This window comes from Blastocatellia bacterium (assembly GCA_025055075.1).
In the GTDB taxonomy this organism is placed as follows: domain Bacteria; phylum Acidobacteriota; class Blastocatellia; order HR10; family HR10; genus HR10.
The window spans coordinates 32,183-52,506 of record JANWYV010000006.1; the positions used below are offsets into that span (position 1 = coordinate 32,183).

At 60.7% G+C, this 20,324-nt stretch carries 16 protein-coding genes; 6 read left to right on the forward strand and 10 right to left on the reverse strand.

The window, feature by feature from the left end; genetic code table 11:
- The first annotated feature begins 129 nt into the window (after nt 1-129).
- Nucleotides 130-372 (forward strand): hypothetical protein, encoded by a 243-nt coding sequence (locus NZ746_02055; protein ID MCS6816144.1) that lies wholly within the window; start codon nt 130-132, stop codon nt 370-372.
- Nucleotides 373-416: 44 nt separating this feature from the next.
- Entirely contained in the window at nt 417-626 is a 210-nt protein-coding gene (locus NZ746_02060; GenBank protein ID MCS6816145.1) for a hypothetical protein, read from the forward strand.
- 106 nt (nt 627-732) lie between these two features.
- Here NZ746_02060 and NZ746_02065 read toward each other — a convergent pair whose 3' ends face one another.
- From NZ746_02065 to NZ746_02075, 3 genes are all read right to left on the reverse strand, one after another.
- Nucleotides 733-1,395, reverse strand: a complete 663-nt coding sequence (locus tag NZ746_02065) for a ribonuclease HII (GenBank protein ID MCS6816146.1) — start codon at nt 1,393-1,395, stop codon at nt 733-735.
- A 286-nt stretch (nt 1,396-1,681) separates the two neighbouring features.
- Nucleotides 1,682-2,965: a hypothetical protein gene (locus tag NZ746_02070; GenBank protein MCS6816147.1), complete on the reverse strand. Its 1,284-nt coding sequence runs from the start codon at nt 2,963-2,965 to the stop codon at nt 1,682-1,684.
- A 456-nt stretch (nt 2,966-3,421) separates the two neighbouring features.
- On the reverse strand, nt 3,422-5,263 hold the full coding sequence (locus tag NZ746_02075; protein ID MCS6816148.1) for a hypothetical protein: 1,842 nt from the start codon (nt 5,261-5,263) through the stop codon (nt 3,422-3,424).
- Between the two features lie 131 nt (nt 5,264-5,394).
- Between NZ746_02075 and NZ746_02080 the strand changes: the two genes are divergently transcribed.
- From NZ746_02080 to thiS, 3 genes are all read left to right on the forward strand, one after another.
- Nucleotides 5,395-7,086: a hypothetical protein gene (locus NZ746_02080; protein ID MCS6816149.1), complete on the forward strand. Its 1,692-nt coding sequence runs from the start codon at nt 5,395-5,397 to the stop codon at nt 7,084-7,086.
- A gap of 199 nt (nt 7,087-7,285) precedes the next feature.
- Nucleotides 7,286-8,533 carry a redoxin domain-containing protein gene (locus NZ746_02085; GenBank protein MCS6816150.1) on the forward strand — a complete coding sequence of 416 codons (1,248 nt, stop codon included), beginning with the start codon at nt 7,286-7,288 and terminating at the stop codon, nt 8,531-8,533.
- A 14-nt stretch (nt 8,534-8,547) separates the two neighbouring features.
- Nucleotides 8,548-8,751, forward strand: a complete 204-nt coding sequence (gene thiS / locus NZ746_02090) for a sulfur carrier protein ThiS (protein MCS6816151.1) — start codon at nt 8,548-8,550, stop codon at nt 8,749-8,751.
- Here thiS and NZ746_02095 read toward each other — a convergent pair.
- The 7 genes from NZ746_02095 to NZ746_02125 all read right to left on the reverse strand — a co-directional run bounded on the left by NZ746_02095 (nt 8,748) and on the right by NZ746_02125 (nt 18,602).
- Nucleotides 8,748-9,173 (reverse strand): transcriptional repressor, encoded by a 426-nt coding sequence (locus NZ746_02095; protein ID MCS6816152.1) that lies wholly within the window; start codon nt 9,171-9,173, stop codon nt 8,748-8,750. The genes thiS and NZ746_02095 overlap by 4 nt on opposite strands.
- Before the next feature lie 110 nt (nt 9,174-9,283).
- Nucleotides 9,284-10,102, reverse strand: a complete 819-nt coding sequence (locus tag NZ746_02100) for a tRNA (adenine-N1)-methyltransferase (GenBank protein ID MCS6816153.1) — start codon at nt 10,100-10,102, stop codon at nt 9,284-9,286.
- 32 nt (nt 10,103-10,134) lie between these two features.
- Nucleotides 10,135-11,025 (reverse strand): agmatinase, encoded by an 891-nt coding sequence (speB, locus tag NZ746_02105; GenBank protein ID MCS6816154.1) that lies wholly within the window; start codon nt 11,023-11,025, stop codon nt 10,135-10,137.
- A gap of 43 nt (nt 11,026-11,068) precedes the next feature.
- A complete protein-coding gene (locus NZ746_02110) occupies nt 11,069-12,124 on the reverse strand; it encodes a deoxyhypusine synthase family protein (GenBank protein MCS6816155.1) in 1,056 nt (351 codons plus the stop codon).
- 6 nt (nt 12,125-12,130) lie between these two features.
- Nucleotides 12,131-14,029 carry a biosynthetic arginine decarboxylase gene (gene speA / locus NZ746_02115; GenBank protein MCS6816156.1) on the reverse strand — a complete coding sequence of 633 codons (1,899 nt, stop codon included), beginning with the start codon at nt 14,027-14,029 and terminating at the stop codon, nt 12,131-12,133.
- Nucleotides 14,030-14,166: 137 nt separating this feature from the next.
- Entirely contained in the window at nt 14,167-15,183 is a 1,017-nt protein-coding gene (locus NZ746_02120; protein MCS6816157.1) for a glycoside hydrolase, read from the reverse strand.
- Between the two features lie 128 nt (nt 15,184-15,311).
- Nucleotides 15,312-18,602: a TonB-dependent receptor gene (locus NZ746_02125; GenBank protein ID MCS6816158.1), complete on the reverse strand. Its 3,291-nt coding sequence runs from the start codon at nt 18,600-18,602 to the stop codon at nt 15,312-15,314.
- Between the two features lie 356 nt (nt 18,603-18,958).
- On the opposite strand from NZ746_02125, the gene NZ746_02130 reads away from it, so the two are divergent.
- On the forward strand, nt 18,959-20,317 hold the full coding sequence (locus NZ746_02130) for an efflux RND transporter periplasmic adaptor subunit (GenBank protein MCS6816159.1): 1,359 nt from the start codon (nt 18,959-18,961) through the stop codon (nt 20,315-20,317).
- Nucleotides 20,318-20,324: the final 7 nt, after the last annotated feature.

The following is a 20,324-nucleotide window of genomic DNA, read 5'->3' on the forward strand; positions in this document are numbered from 1 at the left end:
TTCGAGAGCTTCTTTCCGTTGGCGTGGTCTCGTCGAACGAGAATTTCGTTGACAGAGATTGGGTTCACCAATATACTAAGGGCTGTCATAGGTAGTGCGGAGGATTTTCTTCAGAAGGAGAGGAGCATTATGCGAAAACGGCACGCGCTTTTTCTGACGGTTGGCTTGCCACTGCTCTGGCAGAGCGCAACGGTTCTCGTCCCGAGCGTCATCAGCGTTATCCTCCAGTTGCTGAACTTGGGCGGAGGCGGGTTGAACTTCATTCAACTTCTCGCTATCGTCGCAGGGGTCGTCACGGCGACGGGACTCGATCTGGGACTGGGAATTACGGGACTTGTGCTTCCACCGGCCGTCTTCGTCTTCGTGCTCTGAAGAGGTGGACAGTTGGGCCTGCGAACGCCATTGGGAGGAGAGCTATGAAGAAGTGGATGTGGTTGGCGCTTTTTGTCGCGCCATCTTTTCTGGCGCTTTCGACGTTTGCGCTCCCGTATCTTGCCCTGATGCTCCTAGCCCTAATCTTGCCGGGGGTGGCTTTCTCTAATCCCGCTTTGATCGTCATCTTCATCCTGCCGCTCGTTTTGATCGCCGTCTTGGGTGAGTCCGATTCGCTCCTGTTCATCCTGTAGGGATCGGAGAAGGTGAGGAGGGCGCTCTCACGTCGGGGCTTCCGGCAGGGTGGTTCTCTTTTTCTCTGCAACCGCGTTCGTTCGATAGGGGCTTGAAGTCATCGTATCATGGAGGACGCGTCTTTTCGGGTTGGGATCGAACGTCGAGCGGAAGTTGCCGGACGCCTCGGAAAGAAAGGCGGTGGAGGGGACACGGGCCGAGTCGCGCGAGCGCGTCTCGATGCGCTGGCGTGCCGTAGCCCACGTGTTGGGCGAAGCCGTAGCCGGGGTAAAGCCGATCGTATGCTCGCATGAGGCGATCGCGCGTGACCTTGGCGATGATCGAGGCCGCGGCGATGGAGACTGAAATTTGGTCTCCGCGGATGAGCGCTCGGCCAGGGATCCCCACATCGTCGAGCTTCACGGCATCGATGAGCAGAAAGTCGGGGCGGGGGTGAAGCCCTTCGATCGCCTGCCGCATGGCGCGTTTGGTGGCGTGCAAGATGTTCGTGCGGTCAATCTCACGCGCGTCCACGATCCCGAGGGCGATGGCGCGAGCCGTGTTCGAAATCGCTTGAAAGAGTTGCTCTCGGCGGCTTGGTGAGAGGCGTTTGGAATCATCCAGGCCCTCGGGCAAGCGATCGAGATCGAGGATCACAGCGGCCGCCACCACCGGCCCAGCCCAAGCGCCGCGTCCGACCTCATCCACGCCGGCGATGAGCCGGTAGCCGAGGCGATTCAGTTCTCGTTCCAGCGTCGCCGTGCACGTCTGCGGTCGTCGTCGTTTCATCCCGCGCTTTATTGTTCCCCGCCCTCATGCGAGATCAAATGGGCACGTCGAGGTTCTGCCTCGGACGAGGCGTAGGCGAGCCCCAATGCGGGGGAGGGAGGAGGCGCCTCACCTCCTCCCGAAAGTGGACCGTTCATAATCCTACGAGCAAACCTCGGATCGGGCTGTCGGCGACATTGTAGCCCAGAGCGATGCCAAGCAACACCACCAACAGCATTGCCCCAGACGAGATTGCTAATCAAATCCGCAACTGAAGGCCTCTCCTCTCGACCATCGCAAATCCCGATCACGCTCCCGCCGGACTCACCGGCGACGTCCGATATGGGCAGGTCGTCACAGTCCCGGCCGCAATATCGCAATCATCCGTTGCAATTGGCGGATTGACCCCCACGGGCAGCCCCCCTCCTTCAGCCGTCGGCGTTGTCGTACATCCAGGCGCCACAAATTCCGGACAATCGGTGGTGTCCCCATCATCATCACTCGGCCCGCTGGTAGCTCCCCACCAGTTATTTCTCGCATCCAGAGGAGCTGGAGCGCCAGGATCCGGGAAAAAGAATAAACCGATCGCTCCTGTGACCGTACTCGTGAGGTTGTTGAAGTTGATCGCAACAGTACCAGCGGTTCCGCTACCGTTACTTCCTCCACATGCGCTGGCGTCGCACACCACGACTCCGATGTCATTGTTCGCGACGACGTTTCGGAGCACTTGGATATTGGAGGATTCTGTGACGAGGATCCCAAAAGCATTCTGCGGTCCTGTCGGACCCACGAATCCGCGCACCGTATTCTGCTGAATGGTCACGCCGTTGCTGTTGACGACAGAGATCCCACTGCTCCAAATCACGTTTCCCCCATCCACGACGTTTCTCTCCACAGTGACCGAGCTTCCAGATGGAACTTCGATGATCCCGATGCCCAAGCCGGTCGGCGCGCCCGTGCTGCCAATGCGATTCCGTCTCACCGTCGCATCAATCGGATTTGTCGCGTCGCCATCAATCCAGATGCCCACGTTGCTGTTCGTATTGCCGGTGCTGGGAATGAGATTCCCCTCGATGAGGAAGGGACCACCGAATTCTTGCCACAAGGACATGCCGCTTATATTGGCCGTTGCTGTCGCCCGTTGGATCAACACGTTGCGCACGGTGAGAGGATTACCGTTAGCCAATGAGCCGATCCCGATGCATCCGTTGGGCACGATGAGTTTGAGCCCTTGAATGAGGAGCGATCCCTGGCGAGCGCTCACATCGAGGATGACCCCGAGTGTCGTCGCTCCACATTGCGTCGAGGTGACTTGCAGCGTCCCCCGCAAGCCTTGTGCCGCCACGATCTTCAATCCAGCTGGGAGAGCAACGGAATCCAAGATCGCATTCGCCCCGTTCAACGTCCCGCTCACGAGCAGCGTGTCTCCCGGTGCCGCTGCCGCCACTGCTGCTGACAGACTCAAATACGATTGTCGCAGCCTCGGATTCAACACCCCTCCAGTGACTTGCGTATAGGCCAAAGCGGGCAGGAGCAACAATCCCCCTATGCCCACTGCGAAAGCTGTCTTCATCATTTGTCGTTTCGACATAGCGCACCCCCTCTTTCAGTTGAAAGCTCCTCTCGCCCTCAAAGCGAAGGCTCTTCTTGCTTCCCCCCGATTCGGGATGCTGTCCTCAGCATCCCCGCGCCTCCTACAATCCACCCGCCGTCGGGCTGTGGAATAACAAAAACGAAACGAGCGGTGATGTCAAGTTGCGCCGTTGGGCCGTGAGGGAGCTCACTATTCTGACTAGCTGTCCTGAGGGAGTGCCCCACGATCATCGCGAGCCCTGCCACAGGCGGAGACCATCTGAAATTGAGTTTGGCCGCGGTAGGGATTTGCTCGCGCTCCAGGCTGAATTCGGATTGCCCGCTTGCGCGGGGGTGTTGTGGCGTGGATCTCGATGAAAGATCCACAGCGGATCGCCAAAGCGAGATTCCAGCTATTCACTTCGCGGGCTCAAGTTGATCGCGGCCGAGCGTACTCGCGGGCTCCTGACGGATCTCATGGACTGACCGGGCGCGTGCTGCGGAAGACGCCACCGCCTTCGGTCCCGGCGTAGAGCACTTGGCGCGCGTCGAGAGCGAGGGCGAGGACCACTGTGTTGGTCAAGCCGGCATTGACCGGCGTCCAACTCTCACCCCGATCGCGAGAGCGAAAGACGCCTTGAGCTGTTCCAGCGAAGAGATGGCCGTTTGCGGTCAGGACGAGCGCGCGCACATCCAGATTGCTCAATCCCGTGACGACGCGTCGCCATTGAGGCTTGTCTTGTATGGGCGTGCGGAAGACCCCGCGCTTAGTCGCCGCAAAGAGCATGCCATCCGAAGTCGCCACAAGCGCGCGAATCTCCTCTCCGCCAACCCCAGCCACTCCCGAGAGTCCGTATCCGCTCCACTTCTGGCCATTATCCGTCGAGCGGAAGACGCCGTTGCCCGTTCCAGCGAACAGTTGTCCACCAGGGCCAGAGGCCAAGGCGAGGACGCGACGTCCGAGAAGTCCCGAACGCCTCCAGCTCCCTCCTCCGTCGGTGGAGCGAAGGAGGCCGATTTGAGTTCCGGCGAAGATGTCACCGCTTGGCGTCACAAGGATAGAGTGAACAGCCAGATTCGCTAACCCCACAAGCGTCCATGTCTCCCCATCGCGCGAGAGGAAAAAGCCCGCGGGCGTTCCTGCGAGGAATGTCCCTCCGCGCGTCGTGGCGAGCGCCAATGCTTCGACGCGCGGGAGCGTGCGCCGATAACTCTGGCCTTGATCGCGAGAGAGAAAGATCCCGTTCGTGCTCACTCCTACGGCGAGCGTCCCATCAGCTCGAACGGCAATCGAGCGGGCGGTCGAAGCAATGAGACCTTGATTCGCCGCGCTCCAGCTCGTCCCGCCGTCTGTTGAACGAAAGATGCCAGCTCCCAAAGTCCCGACCAAGATTTCCCCTCCCTCAGTGGGCAGGATCCTGAAGACCCGTAAGCTCTCCAATCCCGCGCTCACGTCCTGCCAGGTCGCGCCTCCGTCTGTGGAGCGAAAGATGCCCTTGTCAGCCGTTCCGGCAAAGAGCGTGCCATCGGGAGCGAGCGCCAGAGCGAGGATCTCATTGTCTCCAAGGCCTTGGTTGACACTTCGGAAGTGATCGGCATCGTCGGTCGAGACGAAGACGCCGCCGCCGAGCGTGCCGACGTAAATGGTGTCTTCAGGCGTGATGACGAGGGTCGCGATGTTGTTGTTGAGAAGCCCGAGGTGATAGGTGTAGCGCCAGCTCCGTCCTTGATCGGTCGAGCGGTAGAGTTCTCCATTGGTCCCAGCGTAGATTCGGCCTCGTGAATCGCGGGCGAAGGCGCGCACATCGAGGGCCGCGACGCCGAAGTTCACTTCCGTCCAGCTTTGGCCGCCATCGGTAGAGCGGAAGATGCCGCCGCCAAAGGTGCCTGCGAGGATGTAGTCTTCGGTGGCGAAGAGGGCTTGCACGGAGAGATTCTTGAGCCCCGTGTTCGCAACCGTCCACGTCGTTCCGCCATCGCGCGAGCGGTAGATGCCTTGACCGGCCGTTCCCGCCAAGATGTCGCCCGCCGGCGTGACGACTAGGCTCAGCACGTGGGCGCCAAGAGTAGCTATCCGTGTCCACGTCTCTCCGCGATCATCGGAGCGAAAGACACCTCCGCCAAAGGCTCCGGCAAAGAGCGTGCCCGTCGGGCTGGCCGTCAGTGCGAGGATCGTCCCGCCCAGAGGCCCATTCGTCTGCTCCCAGAATTCGGATTGGGCGGGAGCCGACCTTCCGTCAAAGGGAAGGACCAATAGAAAGACCAGTAGGCTGACGATCAAGAGAAGTGCGCCAAGTCCGCCACATCTCATTCTCATTGCCTTTTGCCCTCCGTGAGATCTCCTGCTAGGGAATAGAACAGCGTATGCGCTCTGTCAAGCCAGAAAATTCCGTGCAACACTTCGCCCAGCATTAGGAGTCGAACTCGGTGGAATCGAAGGAGGAAGCGATGGGGAAGAAGAAATGGGACTGTCGCACGAAGCGCGCGTTTTGCCGCACGGCGCACATGATGAGCGAGCGTCTCGGGACTATTGAGCCGAAAGGGATGCTCGCGCTCATCCTTCTCCTGTGGGTGGCGCTGCAGGGAGGCGCTGGTCCGATCGCGGCGGCAGAGGCCGAGCGATTAGCGCCGCGCGTGGCGATCGTTCCGAACCTCGTCCCGGTCGGAGAGGACGTCCATATGCTCGTGTGCGTGAGCAATGCGAACGCGCGCGCGACGGCGCGGCTACAGCAGGGAGACGTGTGGCGCGTTCTGTTTGACCGCGCGCGCCTGCTCCTCGATGGTCAGGTCATTCGCATGCACAGCAGCTCGGAGCAACTGCGCGCTGAAGATTGGCTCGTGCGCGTGGATTTCCTGAGCAATGCGCTCGAGTTTCACTATCGGGGCGAATCCAAGCCATTTCGCTCCGAGGATCGCGTGTGCGCGGAGATCGTGGCCTTCACTTCGGCGGAAGTGGGGCTTGCGCGCGTGAGACTCCTTGTCCCCAACGATCCGACGCGATACGACTCCGCGTCTGTGGAGCCGACGTTCGTGAGCGTCGTGGATTTCCCGACTGGGCCGCCGGGACCGCCCGGGCCGATCGGTCCGGCTGGACCTCCGGGACCGCCCGGGCCGCCTGGGTCTGAGCGCGTCGTCATCTCGACCGAGGGAACACTCCCTGCTGGGGCGATCATCTTGGGACGACCGAATGATCAGAGGATTCTCGCCGCCGGATTCTCCGAGATTGGACGCTCGGCGATCGAAGCTTGGTTTTCGACTTCGACGACTAACGCGCCGAGTGGGCGCAGCGGACATACCGCCGTTTGGACGGGGACGGAGATGCTCATCTGGGGGGGGAGCACGTTGATCATTGGAGGCTTCACGAACACGGGCGGACGATACAATCCGGCGACCGATACATGGCGGCCGATTTCGACGACGAATGCTCCCAGTGCGCGAAGCAATCACACGGCCGTCTGGACGGGCACAGAGATGATCATCTGGGGCGGAAGCGATAGCCGAGGCCCATTGAACACTGGCGCGCGTTATAATCCGGCAACCGATACTTGGACTCCGATCTCGACCACCAATGCCCCGAGCGCGCGGAGCGGTCATACGGCCGTTTGGACCGGAAGCGAGATGATCATCTGGGGGGGCGTCGGCAGTGGGGGTGCGCGCACAAACACCGGCGGAGCTTATGATCCGCGTACCAATAGCTGGCGTCCTATCAGCACGACCAACGCGCCCAGCGCCCGCAGCCATCACACGGCCATCTGGACGGGATCGCTCATGCTCGTCTGGGGAGGGATCAACAATCTCGACTTCTTCGCCACGGGCGGTCGCTACGATCCGGCGCGCGACAGTTGGACGGCTATGAGCACAGCCAACGCTCCCGATGAGCGGAGTCAACATACGGCTGTGTGGACGGGAAGCGAAATGCTCGTCTGGGGTGGAACCAATCTCAATGGTGCGCAAAGTTCCGGCGGCCGGTACGATCCACGCACGAACAGTTGGTCGAGTTTCACCAGCTCCAATGCGCCAAGTCCGCGCAGCGGGCACACCGCCGTTTGGACCGGAACGGAGATGATCATTTGGGGCGGAATCGGCCCGCTCAATACGGGCGGACGTTTGGGCTTCCTCTCCTTCTATCGGAAGAATTAACCCCCCACCTCGCCCTCCGTGTGGGGACCCCTCGATGGGGTCCCCACTCTTTTTGCGATTGAGCCCGTCAGGCCTTCGCTCCAAGAAGATCATCACGGAGGACGGCGCCTTCAAGCGCCCGCTTCCTTGTGCTAAACTCATGCCGATGATGGGAGGCACGAGAGGACGAACTCGTCGCGGAGAAATAGCGAGCGTCTCGGTGAAGTGGATATGGAGGAGTGCGCTTCTGCTCGCCGTGGGGCTTGGCGCCAGTGGTTCCTGGCGCGAAAGCTTCGGGCAAGCGGCGCCAGAGCGTTCGGTGGCCGAGTACGTCGAGGAAGTGCAACAGCTTCTGCGCGAAGCTGGACGAGCGGATATCGCGGAGAAAGAGGCAGCGGCGATGCGCGAGCGCGCGCGCGCTTTGGCGCGGCAATATGCGGCGCGCCTCAAAGGCAGGAATCTCGAAGGCGTGGAACGGTTTCAGCTCGGCTATCTCTACCACCTCGCCGATGACACCGAAAACGCGTTGGCCCTCTTTCGCGATCTTGTGAACGATCGCACGCTGAGCGAAGAGGATCGGCAGCGCGTGCGGCTCGCTCTCATCGAGAGGTATTGTGAGAGCGGGCGTTTGGCGGAGGCGGAGGCTGAGCGCGCGGCCATTTCGCCACAGGCGTTCAACGCTCGCGAAGTAATGGCGATGGCGGCCATGCGCCTGGCCATCGCCTACACGCAGGCTGGACAGTTGGAACGAGCGCTTCAGGAGCAGGAGAAAGCGTATGAGGCCGCGCGCGGGAGCGGACTCGTGCCCCTCACCTGGAAGGCGGCGCGAGCGCTGGCCGAGCTGTATGCCGCTTTGGGAAAGCACGCTGAGAGTCGCACGCTGCTCTCACGATTGAAGGAAGAGCTCCAACGGCAACTGCCGTGGGCCCAGGGCGAAGCGCTGCAAATGCTCGCGCGCACGATCTCGCAGATCGAGAGCACGCTCGCGCAACTTGAGTTGATCGGCAAATCGGCGCCGGAGATCGCCGTCGCGAAATGGATTGAGGAAGCGCCCGTACGATTGGCCGATCTGCGCGGACGCGTCGTCGCATTGGAATTTTGGGCGGCTTGGTGTCCGGATTGTCGCGGGCTGATCCCGCATCTGCGCACCTGGGCCGCGCGCTATGAGAAGGAGGGCTTGAAGGTCCTCGCTGTGACTCGATACTATGGCTTCAATGGTCGCGAGGTCGGACGCGCGTCTCGGGAAGAAGAGGAACGGTTCTTGGCTGAGTTCAAGCGCCTTCGAGAATTGCCCTATGGGACGGCCATTGATGATGGACAGCGAAGCTTCGACACGTATCATGTGACGTGGGTCCCGACGATCGCGATCATTGATCGCACGGGGCGCATCCGCTACATCTTCACCTGGAACGAGAATCCGAGCTTGTGCGAGTGGATGATCAAACAGATCTTGGGTGAGAGAAGTTGAGGGGAGGGGCGCCGATGCGCGTCGTCCTGAATGGAGAGGAGCGGGAGATTCCCGACGGGCTCACTATTGCGAGGCTCATCGAGTATCTGGGCGTGAACCCGGAGCGGGTGGCTGTCGAGCGAAATCGCGAAGTCGTCCCTCGCGCGCAGTGGACGAGCGTCGAGATTCGAGACGGAGATCGGTTGGAGATCGTGCACTTCGTCGGTGGAGGGAGCTAGGAGGCGCGCTCTTTCTGCTGACACTCGCGGCAGATGCCGAGGACTTGCACCGTATATTCGAGGACGCGCCACGACCTGGTGGCTTCTTGAGGGAGTGACAAATGCTCGAGCGCTTCGGCGGAGAAGTCCTCAATGGCGTGACAGCGAACGCAAATGAGGTGATGGTGACGCGCGCGATTGGCATCGTAGCGCGCCGTCTCATGTAATGGGGTCACCTTCGAGATGAATCCCTCGTGTTCGAGCGTCTCCAGGGTCTTGTAGACAGTTGCCAGGGAGATCGTCGGGTATTGGCGTCGGATGCGTCGGTAGATGTCCTCGGCGCTCGGATGCTGCGAGGACGTGATGAGTGCATGATAGATCGCCAACCGTTGCGGCGTCACGCTCAATCCGCGCGCGCGGCAGTGCTCGACGAACTGCGCCATCCTCGCCTTGATCGTTTCATCCCTCGCCGACAATGTCTCGCCTCTCCTGAGAATGATTTTTCGATGCTAGGGAAAATTAAACCCAATCCCGCAGACGTCGTCAAGGGGGATCAGGGAATCTCGACCTCCAGCGCTTCCTCGGGCGAGGTCTCTATGGCGTGCAGGGCGCGTCGGGCGAAGACGAGGAAGCCCGTGTGCCCGATCATGCGCTCGAATGGACGGGTCTTGCCGGAACGCACGAGCAGATGTCGAAGGAGGACTTCGACGGTCTCGATCATCACAAAGCCCTCGGCTTCCAGTGTAGCGACCATGCGTTCAACTTGGTTGAAGGTTGGAGAGATCGAGGCCAAGCGTCCACCGCCGCGCAGTGCTCGCCGGGCTGCGGGCACTCCTTCCCATGGAGAGGGAAGATCAAGCAGCACGACGTCCACGTCCTCTTCGTCGAAGCCTTCAGTGACGTCTCGCACTTTGAACTCGACCAGGTGCGCGAGCCCAGCGCGCTCGACATTCTCACGCGCGATCTCCAAGAATCGCACCTCGCGATCGTAGGCATAGACTTTCCCCGTCGGGGCGACAGCCGTCGCCAGGCAGAGCGTCGCCGCTCCGGAGCCGACGCCACATTCAATGACGCGCATGCCGGAACCCAGGCCGGTCTTCACCAAGATCAGGCCCGCGTCCTTCGGATAGATGATCTGCGTCAGCCGCCGGACTTTCATCATTCGATCCTCGAGAACGGGTTCCAACACAACGAAGGGTCGGCCTGCCGAGCTGTGCACGACCTCGCCGTAGCGCTTCCCCACGACGTCAGCGTGACGAATCTCTCCAGCGTGCGTCCCGAGTTTCCCTCCTTCGGTGAGGGAGATCAGATAGGTCTTGCGATCGGGCGAGTAGAGCAAGACCGCGTCTCCGAATTTGAGGCCATCACCCATAGGCTTCTCCAGAGCTTGGGATCGTTCCGAGCTCACAGACTCTCGCGCGGGAGATCACGGTGGAAGATATAACCGAGCGTTTTGTAGACGAGTTTCGCCACGATGAAATTCGAGGCTTCGTGTCCGGACATGGGGCAGAGTTCAGTGACATCCATGCCAACGATGGTGCGGTGCTCGGCCGTTTGACGAATCAGTTGCAGGGTCTCGGTCCAGGAGAGACCGCCGGGTTCCGGCGTCCCCGTGGCGGGAATGAGCGAGGGATCCAAGCCGTCCACGTCAATGGTCAGATAAACGTGAGGGCTCAGGGCAGCGATGACTTGAGGGATCCATTCGCGAGGATCGTGAAGGTCTTTGGCGAAGAACGTCGTGACGGGGAGCTGTCGTCGAGCGCGCGCTTCCTCGAGCGAGAGAGCGCGGACGCCGACTTGCACGACGGGACAGATCTCGACCAGGCGCGCGGCGACCGAAGCATGACTATACGGAGTGCCATCATACTGATCGCGCAGATCCGCGTGCGCGTCAATCTGCAGCACAGTCAGATCAGGATAGCGTTCGGCGACGGCGCGAACGATGGGACTGGTGATCGAGTGTTCGCCGCCGAGGGCGCAGAGGAATTTCCCCGTCGCGAGCAGTCGGCGCGCCTCGTGAAAGAGCCGCTCCATGACCTCCTCAATGGGCGCATTGACCGGGGCCGGAGGGAGCGTGTGGATGCCGAGACGATAGATCTCAGCCTCCAACTCTTCGTCATACAGCTCCAGATGGCGCGAGGCTTCGATGATGGCATGGGGGCCGAGCGCCGTGCCTTTCAGAAACGTGGTCGTCGCCTCAAACGGCACGGGCCAGATGAGGATGCGCGCCGTCTCCCACGCCGCGTGCTCGTCGGGCACGCCGCCGAAGTTAAACCAGAGTTCTGGGATGCTCATCGTCCTCTCGCCGGGTGCAGCGGGCGGACATGACTAAGGCCGCTCACGGGTAATTGATGCGCAGCTCGCGCCCCATGATGAAAGTGGGACGGCGGCGGACTTTCGTCTCTCGGATCGCACCCTGCGCCAGCGCCGTCACCAGCAGCGGCATGGCGATCGTTGTGTCACAGTAGACGGTGACGGTCTGCGCGCCTTTGGCGATGGCGCCCCAACTCTGCGCCTCCTCGAAGGTCGAGCCGGAGACCGTCCCGAAGTACGGCGGATCGGTGATGACCTGAATGGCGTAGTGATGGCCGCGGGCATTCGCTTTGAGCATCGCGGCCGTCGTCTCGGCTTGTTCCAGGAACTGCTTCGGGCTGCCACCGTCGAAGCAGATGATGCCCGTCTTCGGCGCTCGGCTCACGATCTGTGCGATCTCCACCACGTCTTGCACAATGTCGAACTGAAAGGCGGTCTTCCGTTCAACTCGGCTGACGGCCAACCCCACGGCGATGGAGGAATCGGCTATGGCCGGACAGAAGATCGGGACCTTCGCCTTATAGGCTGAGGTCAGAATGCCATCTTCCGTGGCGATCTCCGCCAGCTCGCGCCCCAGCAGATAGAAGAACTCGCGCGTCGAATAGGGGCGACTCAAGTCCAATTGTGCGATGAAGTTACCGATCCATTCGTCGGCCTCGCGAAATTCGACCTCGCTGGCCAGGGTGTCGTACATCCGATCAACGAGCGCTTCTTGGAGCTCCGCATCATCCAAGTTCGGACTGCCGATGTAGTGATGCCGTCCGAGCGTCTCATGTAAGTCATGGAAGAGGTTGGTGCCCGTCGTGACCAGAACATCAATGAAGCGATTCTTAATCAAGTAGGCCACCAGACGCCGCATGCCTGCCGGAACGGCCCATCCGGCGAGCCCCATGAGGATCGTCGCATGATCGGCGAGCATCTTCTTCCAAATGTTGCGCGCTAGGGCGAGGTTCCGCCCTTGGAAGGAGATGCCCTCCATTTTATCGAGCAGACCCGCAACAGACCGATCCCGATCAATCTGGATCGGACGCGTGGGCGTCGTCAGGAATTTCGTGCTCTTGGTCTTGCGAATGACCATCATAGCCGTTCATTCCAGATAGGTGTATTTTTGCGCGTATGCGCGATATCGCTGGTGAAGATCGGCCTCCTCGTGATCGGCTATCTGCCCCCGCTTGATGGCCCGAGCGAGATTTCGTTGAAAGCCTTCCTGCAAGAAGGCGCGATCATAGCGGGCGAGGGCAAGCACCTCGTCCAGATGTTGGCCGGGGATGATCTTCTGGACATGAAAGCCCCCATCCTCGTCAATGAGGATATGGGCTTCGTTGAGCGTCCCCAGAAGGTTGTGGAAATTCCCCATGGCCTCTTGATAAGCGCCGACCAGGAGGATGGCCAGATAGTACGGCTCGTGCGTGAAGGGATGGACCTCGAGCACCTCTTTGACGTCCTTCACATCCACGAACTTATCAATGATGCCATCGGAGTCGCAGGTCAGGTCCACAAGCGTCGCCGCTTCCGTCGGCGGCTCATTCAGCTTATGGATCGGCATGATCGGGAAGAGGTGATCGAGAGCCCAAGCATCGGGGACGGTGCGAAAGACTGAGAAGTTACAGAGATATTTGGCGGCCAGCAGCTTCTGCAGCTCTTCGCTCTCCTCCCGGAAGGCCTTCGACTGGCGGGCGAAGTGTTCGACGCGCTCCAGAATTTGCCAGAAGAGGACTTCGCCTTTGGCGCGATCTTCGAGATCAATGTAGCCGAGGTTGAAGAGCGTCACCAGCTCGTCCTTGTGTTCCAAGGCGTCGTGATAGTACTCGCGATAATTCTTCGAGGTGATGTGATCGCGCAGATCGCGCAACTCCAGCACGACTTGCGGATCGTCTTCGTCCACATCCGTGGGAGCGATCTCATCAATCACGGTCTCGATCTCGTCTTGCACGTTGACGACGACCATGGCATGGTAGGCCGTCAGGATGCGCCCGGATTCGGTGACGATGATGGGCTCCGGGACGTTCTCATCGGCGCAGATGCTGGAGATCGTGTAAACGACGTCGTTGGCGAACTCCTGCATCGTATAGTTGGCCGAGGACTCAAACGAAGAGTGGCTCCCGTCGTAATCCACGCCGATGCCACCACCGACGTTGAGATACTGAAGGTCCACGCCCATCTTTCGCATCTTCGCATAGACGCGGGCGGCCTCGCGAATGGCGTTTTTGATGCGACGGATGTCGGTGATTTGCGACCCGATGTGGCAATGGAGCATCTTCAGCGTGTCCAAGAGCCGGTGTTCCCGAAGCTGCTTGATGACCTCTAGCGTCTCGGTGGTCGTCAGACCAAATTTGGCCGTCTCGCCGCCGGATTTCTCCCAGCGACCGCTGCCGCGCGAATAAAGCTTGACGCGAACGCCCAAGCGCGGCCAGCGCGAGGATTGCGCCGCCAGGTGCAAAAAGCTCGCCAGCTCATTCAACTTCTCGATGACGACGAACGTCTGCTTGCCGATCCGGCTGGCCAGAAACGCCATCTCGAGGAAGGCATCATCCTTGAAGCCGTTGCAGACGAGCAATGACTCCGGCGGTTGCTCCAAGGCCAGGGCGGCGTACAGCTCCGCCTTCGTTCCCACCTCCAAGCCATAGTTGTATTTGCTGCCTTCGTGCAGGAAGGCCTCCACGACATCGCGCCGTGGGTTCACCTTCATGGGATAGACGGCCTGATGGGCGCCGCGATAATCGAACTCGCGGATGGCTTGAGCAAAGGCTTGATGCAATTCACGGATCTGATTGGCGAGGATCTGTGGGAATCGCAGCAACAGCGGAGGCTTCAACCGACAGCGGGAGATGAGGTGGTCGACGATGGCTTTGACATCAGCCGCCTGGGCCCCATTTCTTGTGGGTCGGACCGTGAGATGGCCCAATTTATTGATCCCGAAGTAACCTGCGCCCCAGTTTTCAATTCCATAGGTTTGGGTCGTTTGCTCGGTCGAGATTTTGCTCAATTTCCATTCACCCTCACCTCGGTTTTCCCCACGTTCAAGCCAAATAATGTAGCAGAACTCCTCGGCCTCTGTCAAAGCCTTTTTCGGAGGCCCCCCTCACTCGGCATGAGATTGTTTGCAAATGACTTAGCTTGAGCCTAGCGCTCCAGAGTGGAGGCCACGCTGCGGAAGACACCACCGGTGGAGGTCCCGGCAAAAAGTACCCCGTTGTCTGGTTTCCGAGCGAGCGAGATGACATTGGGGTCGGTCAAACCCGTATTCACCGCCGTCCATGTTCGTCCCCCGTCGGTCGAGCGAAAGACACCGGCGCCGTAGGTGGCCGCGAAGAGATGTCCTTGCTCGTTCGCGATCAAGGAGAAGATTATCGCGTTGAATTGAAAGTAGCGAACCCAACTGCGCCCCAGTAGCCGATAGAAGTCGCCGTTAAATGTCCCGGCGAACACTTGGCCTTGTGAGGTCACCAGGAGAGCGGTTACCGGGGCGTCATCCATCCCTGTGCCGATCTCCGTCCAGCTCGCTCCTTGGTCCGTGGATCGAAAGACGCTGCCCCCGAAGGTCCCGAAGAGCCGAAGCGCCCCAGTCCCAGCGTAAAGATCTCCATTAGGAGCCACGGCGAGAGAGAGGACATATGGGTTTTTCAACCCATTGCTCGCGCGCGTCCAAGTTCGCCCGCCATCGGTCGAACGGAAGACGCCCCCTGGATTTCTCGGCTGGTCCCACGTCCCTGCATAGAGGATGCCGCTAGTGCGATCCAGAGCCAGGCACACGATATGCGGATTGCGCAAGCCCGCGTTCATGGCCGTCCAGGTCTCGCCTCGATCGTCGGAGCGAAAGACGCCGCTGCCTCCCACCGAGAGACTCCCCGTTCCGGCGAAAATTCGGCCCTCCGGGTCAATCACCAGGGAGCTGACATAGGGATGAGTCAAACCCTGATTGGTCTGAACCCACGTTCTGCCGCCATCCTGGGATCGGAAGATGCCTCCGCCATCGGTACCCGCGAAGATCAAGCCATCGGGACTGATCGCAAGCGCTTGAACAGGATAAGTGGCCGGACCGCTCGTCGCTTGCCAGAACACCTCTTGCGCCGAGAGCGCGTTGAACGGAGCCAGAGCCGTTGCGAGCATGCACACTGCGATCGTGAACCATCGCCTCATCGGACACCTCCCGACTCGAACGAGCATCGAAAGCTGCATTCGGCATCGCATGGCCTCTCGTTAAATACCCGAACTCATTCGCGTTGTCAAGCCGGGAATTTGTTCGAGGTCCTTCCGGCCGGACCACACTAGAAGCTCACGCGAAGGCCGAGTTGAAAGGCGCGGGGGCCACCTGTGCCGAAGTAGTGCCCGGCCTTAAGCGTGGGTTGGCCGAAATTGAAGATGGTCGGGGGGAGAATCTCGCCGTTGGGGCCAAACTGTCCAGCGTCGAGCGTGGGCGTGAACCCGCCCAGGTTAGAGATGTTGAAGAGGTTGAAGACTTCGACGAGCACTTCCACGGCGTAGCGCTCGCGAAGCCGAAACGTCTTGGCCAAGCGCACGTCATGCGAGTGAAAAGAATCGCCGAAGGCGAAGCGGGGCGGGAGCACCAGCGGAGGAATGATGGCTCCATGCGCGTCTTCGCGTCCCGCGAATTCGCGATTGAAGCGTTCGACGAGTTGGCGCAGCTCGGCGCGACCCGTGCCGCGGCCGAGCGTATTGATCGTCAATCCGGGCAGCGTATCGCCGAAGGTCCCATCCCCATTGAGATCAAGATTGCCGCGCACCCGCGCATTGAACGGTGGAGCACTCGCATACACGGCGATGAGCGACGCGCGCATTCCCCATGGGAGATCCACGATGGCGCTCACCGTGAGCCGATGCCGAGCATCGCGATCGAGCGGCCCGCGGTGGGCGAACCAATCGGTCAGGTCTTCGGTGGGGAAATAGCCGGTGAGGCTGGAGAGGGCGTAGGAGACCGTGAACTGATGCCGGTGCGAGAACCTCTTCTCGAGCTTCGTGAGGAGCGCCAGATAGCGTTCGCGCCCGCTGCTCTGATAGAGGCTGATCGGCCCGTTCGAACAGAGGACCGAAGGATCGGTCGCGTGTGCGCCCAGACAGCGAGGGATCACTGCGCCGCCGCGCGCCTCGGCGCGATTGTAGAGATTGCGATCCGTTTGAAAGAGCGTGTGACGACGGAGCCGCAGAACGACGTCAGCGGCCAACTGCATCTGATACGGCAGCTCGCGTCTGATCCCCACATTGGCATGCTCGGCGTAGGCGACTTCCAGATTGGGATCGAGCAGATCCGAGCCCGTCTTGAAGAAGTCCAACGCGGTCACTCCCAAACGTCCCAGCTCTTGGAACCGGCGTTCGAGGTCGGGAATCTGTTGAGACAACGCTTGAAGGAATTGTGCGCCCGTGAACTTCGTCGGGATCGAAGTGAATTGCAAAGGCGTTCCAAGCGGTGGATTGATCTGATTAAGCGGGGGCAGAAGTCCGGGAATTTGTGGAAAGGCGAAAGGATTGCGGAAGAAAGAACTGCTGAGCGGCACGCGTCCGGTGCCCAAAGGCCCGATGATCCCGCGTTCGGTCAAGCGCGTGACGAAGAGGACTGTGTCGTAATAGATCCCAAAGCCACCGCGCAGCACGGTTCGGCCTTGTCCATTTATGTCCCAGGCGAAGCCGAGCGCTGGCGCGAGATTGTTTTTGTCCTTCCCGGGAGGATCGAGTCGGCCGATGATCGGGGCGAGCAGCGGGGGCTTAGGCAGATCGTGATTGAGCAGATTCGTCTCGTACTGGTAGGAGAGGCCAAAGGTGAGCGTGAACGTACGCCGGAGCGTCCAGGCGTCTTGCCCGTAGAAGCGGAGCCGATGGTTGCGCCGAGCGCTCTTGGCGCGAAACGGTGGAGGTTGCGAGGGGTCGCCCAAGCCGACGAACGCGACCGCAAACGGCAATTGTAAGATCTCCGCGAGCGTCGGCCTGATGTCCGATCGTGCGAAAACAGGAGGTAGGGGGATCGTGAGCGCGCTGCGCACGGCCGGCGGCAGAGGGATTTGGGCGACCAGTTGATTGACGAGATGTACGTTCCGCGGATCGTGCAGCACTACAAGTGCGGGTTCCAAAAATGCCCATCGTCCACGTCCATTGAGATACTCCCATTCGCCCCCCACTTGTAGACGGTGGCGTCCGCGTTGCCAATAGAGATTGTCGCTCGTTTGGAAGCGATCAATGAAGCGATCCTGGGGCGCATTGAAGCTGTTGCCGAAGCGAAGGTTGCTGCCGTCCACGCGCACTTGTGGTCCGCCCAAACCCAAGCATCCGAGTTGCGCGGGCGGGCATTCCTGCGCCGTCGGGAGGCGATTGCGATTCCGAATCCGGTGGTAGTTGAAGCGCAGATCATTGAGCACGTTGGATCGCAGAATGCTCACCAATCCGAGCTGCGCGTTGTCATCGTCGTTATGATTGACGCGCCAGTTCGAGGGAAGCGTATTCGCATCGTCAGGCGCGAACGTTCGATTGTCATCTCGACTGTAGCGAAGAAACAGCGTGTGCCGATCGTTCCATCGAAAGTCCGTGCGTACGGTCGCGACCGTGCCGTCATAGGGGCTTTGCGCGACCGTGTTGAAATGACGGAAGCCCTCCCATCCCGTATGGACGATCGAGAGCGCCGCATCTTGCGTCAACCACTCTACGTTCCCGAAGAGAAAGGCGCGATTCCGGCGGATCGGACCTCCGAGTGAGCCGCCATATTGCGCGCGACGGAAGAAGGGATTCGGATTCTGCGAGTCGCGCACGAGAACGGGATAGGCCGCCAAGTACCGATCGCGATAGAAGAGAAAGCCGCTGCCATGCCAATCGTTGCTTCCCGAGCGGGAGACGATGTTGATGGCGCCGACCGAGGTGATGCCAGTCGAGAGATCGAAGTTGAAGGTGGAGATTTGAAACTCTTGGATCGTCTCAGTTGAGAAGTTCTGCGCGGCGCCTCCGGTGATGGGGTCTACGATGTTACCGCCGTCCACCGTCAGGCGCGTCAAGGCGGCTTGCGCGCCGCCAATGGAGACGTTGAAGAAGTTGTTCGCTTGCCCGGGATTTGAGATCGTCACCGAGACGCCCGGCTCCAGCATCGCCAGCTGCAAGAAGTTTCGACCATTGAGGGGCAAGGCCTCGATCTTCTCGCGCGTGATGACGCCATCCACCTTATAGCTGACGCGATCGAGTAAGGAGGGTTCGGCGGTGATCTCCACCGTCTCGCTTGGGGAGCCGACGCGCAGCGTGACATCGGCCGAGGTCGTCGTCCCCACGCGAACCAGAAGTCGCCGCACAGTCGGCGCGAATCCTGGGGCTTCGACCGTCAGCTCATATTCGCCCGGCGGGAGGTGGTCGAAACGATAGATCCCATCGTCTTGGCTCTCGGTTCGGCGCACCTCGCCGGTGGCTCGATTGAGGAGCATCACTACGGCTCGTTGGATGACACCTCGACGCTCATCCGTCACCAGACCTTGAACGGCGCCTGTCGGGGTCTGTCCCCATCCGCGATCGAGAAGGCCGAGGAACAACACCACGAGAGCGCACGTGCGCAGCACGAACCGGCATCGCATAGTGTTCTCCGCCGCTTTTCGATTGACCGGATATTCATTGCCAAGCAAGGTAATGGGTATTCCTGACTTTGTCAAGCGGAGAGCCGCGGGCGCGTGGATTTCCCTCTGTCGAAGTGCTGGCGCACGCGATTGGAATTCGGAGGGAACAGTTGCAGGAGGCGTGTCGTAAGATGTCTTGCTCAGGTGTGAAAGCGGTTGATAAAATGCGTGGGGAGAAGATGCATGGGAAGCCGAGGATGGACGGTGTGTTGAGATGATCCAGCATTCGGGCGGGTTCGGATTCGGCGTCAAGCAGAGTGCCAAAGGTGCTCTTCATGATCACCGGTTTCCAGCATGATGGCGAGAGGAGTTGAGTGATGGAAGATCGGCCTCCGCGCATCAGAGAGGAAGACCTGCGCGCCCTGCGGATTGATCGGGAGCAAGAAGGGACAGCGCGTACTCGGCCTCGGATGTGGATCTGGGGAGGAGTGGGATTGATCATAGCGCTTGGGTTGAGTGGGTTCGCTTTTCTGCGTTGGAGAGCGGGACGGGAGGTCGAGGAAGTAGTCGTTGCCGAAGCCGTGCGTCGGGACGATAGGGGGGAGCGCGCGGTCCTCACAGCGGGCGGCTACGTCATCGCGCGTCATCAGGTCGAGGTCGGATCGAAGATCATCGGGCGCGTGATCGCATTGTTCGTGAGAGAAGGGGATTTCGTCCGGGAAGGGCAAGTGATCGCGCAGCTCGAGGATTCGGAGATCCGCGCCGAGCTGCAACGAGCGGAAGCCGCCCTGGCTGCGGCACGGGCTCGTTTGGCGGAGCTAGAGGCGGGGTCTCGTCCTCAGGAGATCGAGCGCGCGCAAGCGGAAGTGGCGCGTACTGAGGCCGAGTTGCGGAACGCCGAGCTGAACTGGCGGCGCCTGCAGCAATTGGCCGAACGCGGTGTCGTCGAGCGACAAGCCCTCGACGATGCCCGCGCGCGATATGAGATGGCGCGCGCCGCTCATCGCGCTGCTCAGGAGAGTTATGAGCTTGTGCGAATTGGACCTCGTCCGGAGCACGTCGCGCTCGCGCGAGCTGAAGTCCAGCAGGCGGAGGCTGCTGTGCGGCTGGCGCGCGCACAACTGGAGCATACGCTCATCCGCGCGCCCATTAGCGGGACCGTCCTCGATCGGTACGTGGACGTGGGGGAGATGGTGACCATTGGCTTCACCTCGGATCGGGGGGCGAAGCAAGCGCTCGTGTCCTTGGCTGATTTGAGGGACTTGCAGGTCGAACTGGATGTGAGCGAAGCGGACATCGCTCGAGTGGAACTCGGACAGTCGGCGCAGATCGTCCCCGACGCGTATCCGCAGCGCCGGTATCGAGGCGTCGTCGAATATATCGCGCCCATCGCCGATCGTCAGAAAGCGACGATCAGGGTGAAGGTGAAAGTGCTCGATCCTGACGAGTACCTGCGACCGGATATGAGCGCGAAGGTCACGTTCTACGAGAAAGGGACGGATGGGCGCACGACGCGTTCAGTCGTGCTCGTGCCGCAGAGCGCCGTCTTCGTGCGGGATGGGCGCACTTTGATTTTCGTAGTCCGCGATGGGCGGGCTGTTTTGCAATCGGTCACAGCGGGCCGGGAAGAAGGAGGGTACCGAGAGATCCTCAACGGCCTGCAGGGCGGCGAACGGGTGATCGCCCGCGGTTGGGAGAAACTCAACGAGGGGGATCGCGTCAACGTCCGCCCGTGATCATCGA

Bases quoted from the DNA above. Each gene is read 5' to 3' on its own strand.
- NZ746_02065 (MCS6816146.1), bottom strand. From the start codon at position 1,395: ATGAAACGACGACGACCGCAGACGTGCACGGCGACGCTGGAACGAGAA.
- NZ746_02070 (MCS6816147.1), bottom strand. From the start codon at position 2,965: ATGTCGAAACGACAAATGATGAAGACAGCTTTCGCAGTGGGCATAGGG.
- NZ746_02130 (MCS6816159.1), top strand. From the start codon at position 18,959: ATGGAAGATCGGCCTCCGCGCATCAGAGAGGAAGACCTGCGCGCCCTG.
- NZ746_02120 (MCS6816157.1), bottom strand. From the start codon at position 15,183: ATGAGGCGATGGTTCACGATCGCAGTGTGCATGCTCGCAACGGCTCTG.
- NZ746_02080 (MCS6816149.1), top strand. From the start codon at position 5,395: ATGGGGAAGAAGAAATGGGACTGTCGCACGAAGCGCGCGTTTTGCCGC.
- NZ746_02100 (MCS6816153.1), bottom strand. From the start codon at position 10,102: ATGGGTGATGGCCTCAAATTCGGAGACGCGGTCTTGCTCTACTCGCCC.
- NZ746_02125 (MCS6816158.1), bottom strand. From the start codon at position 18,602: ATGCGATGCCGGTTCGTGCTGCGCACGTGCGCTCTCGTGGTGTTGTTC.
- NZ746_02055 (MCS6816144.1), top strand. From the start codon at position 130: ATGCGAAAACGGCACGCGCTTTTTCTGACGGTTGGCTTGCCACTGCTC.
- NZ746_02095 (MCS6816152.1), bottom strand. From the start codon at position 9,173: ATGGCGCAGTTCGTCGAGCACTGCCGCGCGCGCGGATTGAGCGTGACG.
- NZ746_02110 (MCS6816155.1), bottom strand. From the start codon at position 12,124: ATGATGGTCATTCGCAAGACCAAGAGCACGAAATTCCTGACGACGCCC.
- speB (MCS6816154.1), bottom strand. From the start codon at position 11,025: ATGAGCATCCCAGAACTCTGGTTTAACTTCGGCGGCGTGCCCGACGAG.
- NZ746_02060 (MCS6816145.1), top strand. From the start codon at position 417: ATGAAGAAGTGGATGTGGTTGGCGCTTTTTGTCGCGCCATCTTTTCTG.
- thiS (MCS6816151.1), top strand. From the start codon at position 8,548: ATGCGCGTCGTCCTGAATGGAGAGGAGCGGGAGATTCCCGACGGGCTC.
- NZ746_02075 (MCS6816148.1), bottom strand. From the start codon at position 5,263: ATGAGAATGAGATGTGGCGGACTTGGCGCACTTCTCTTGATCGTCAGC.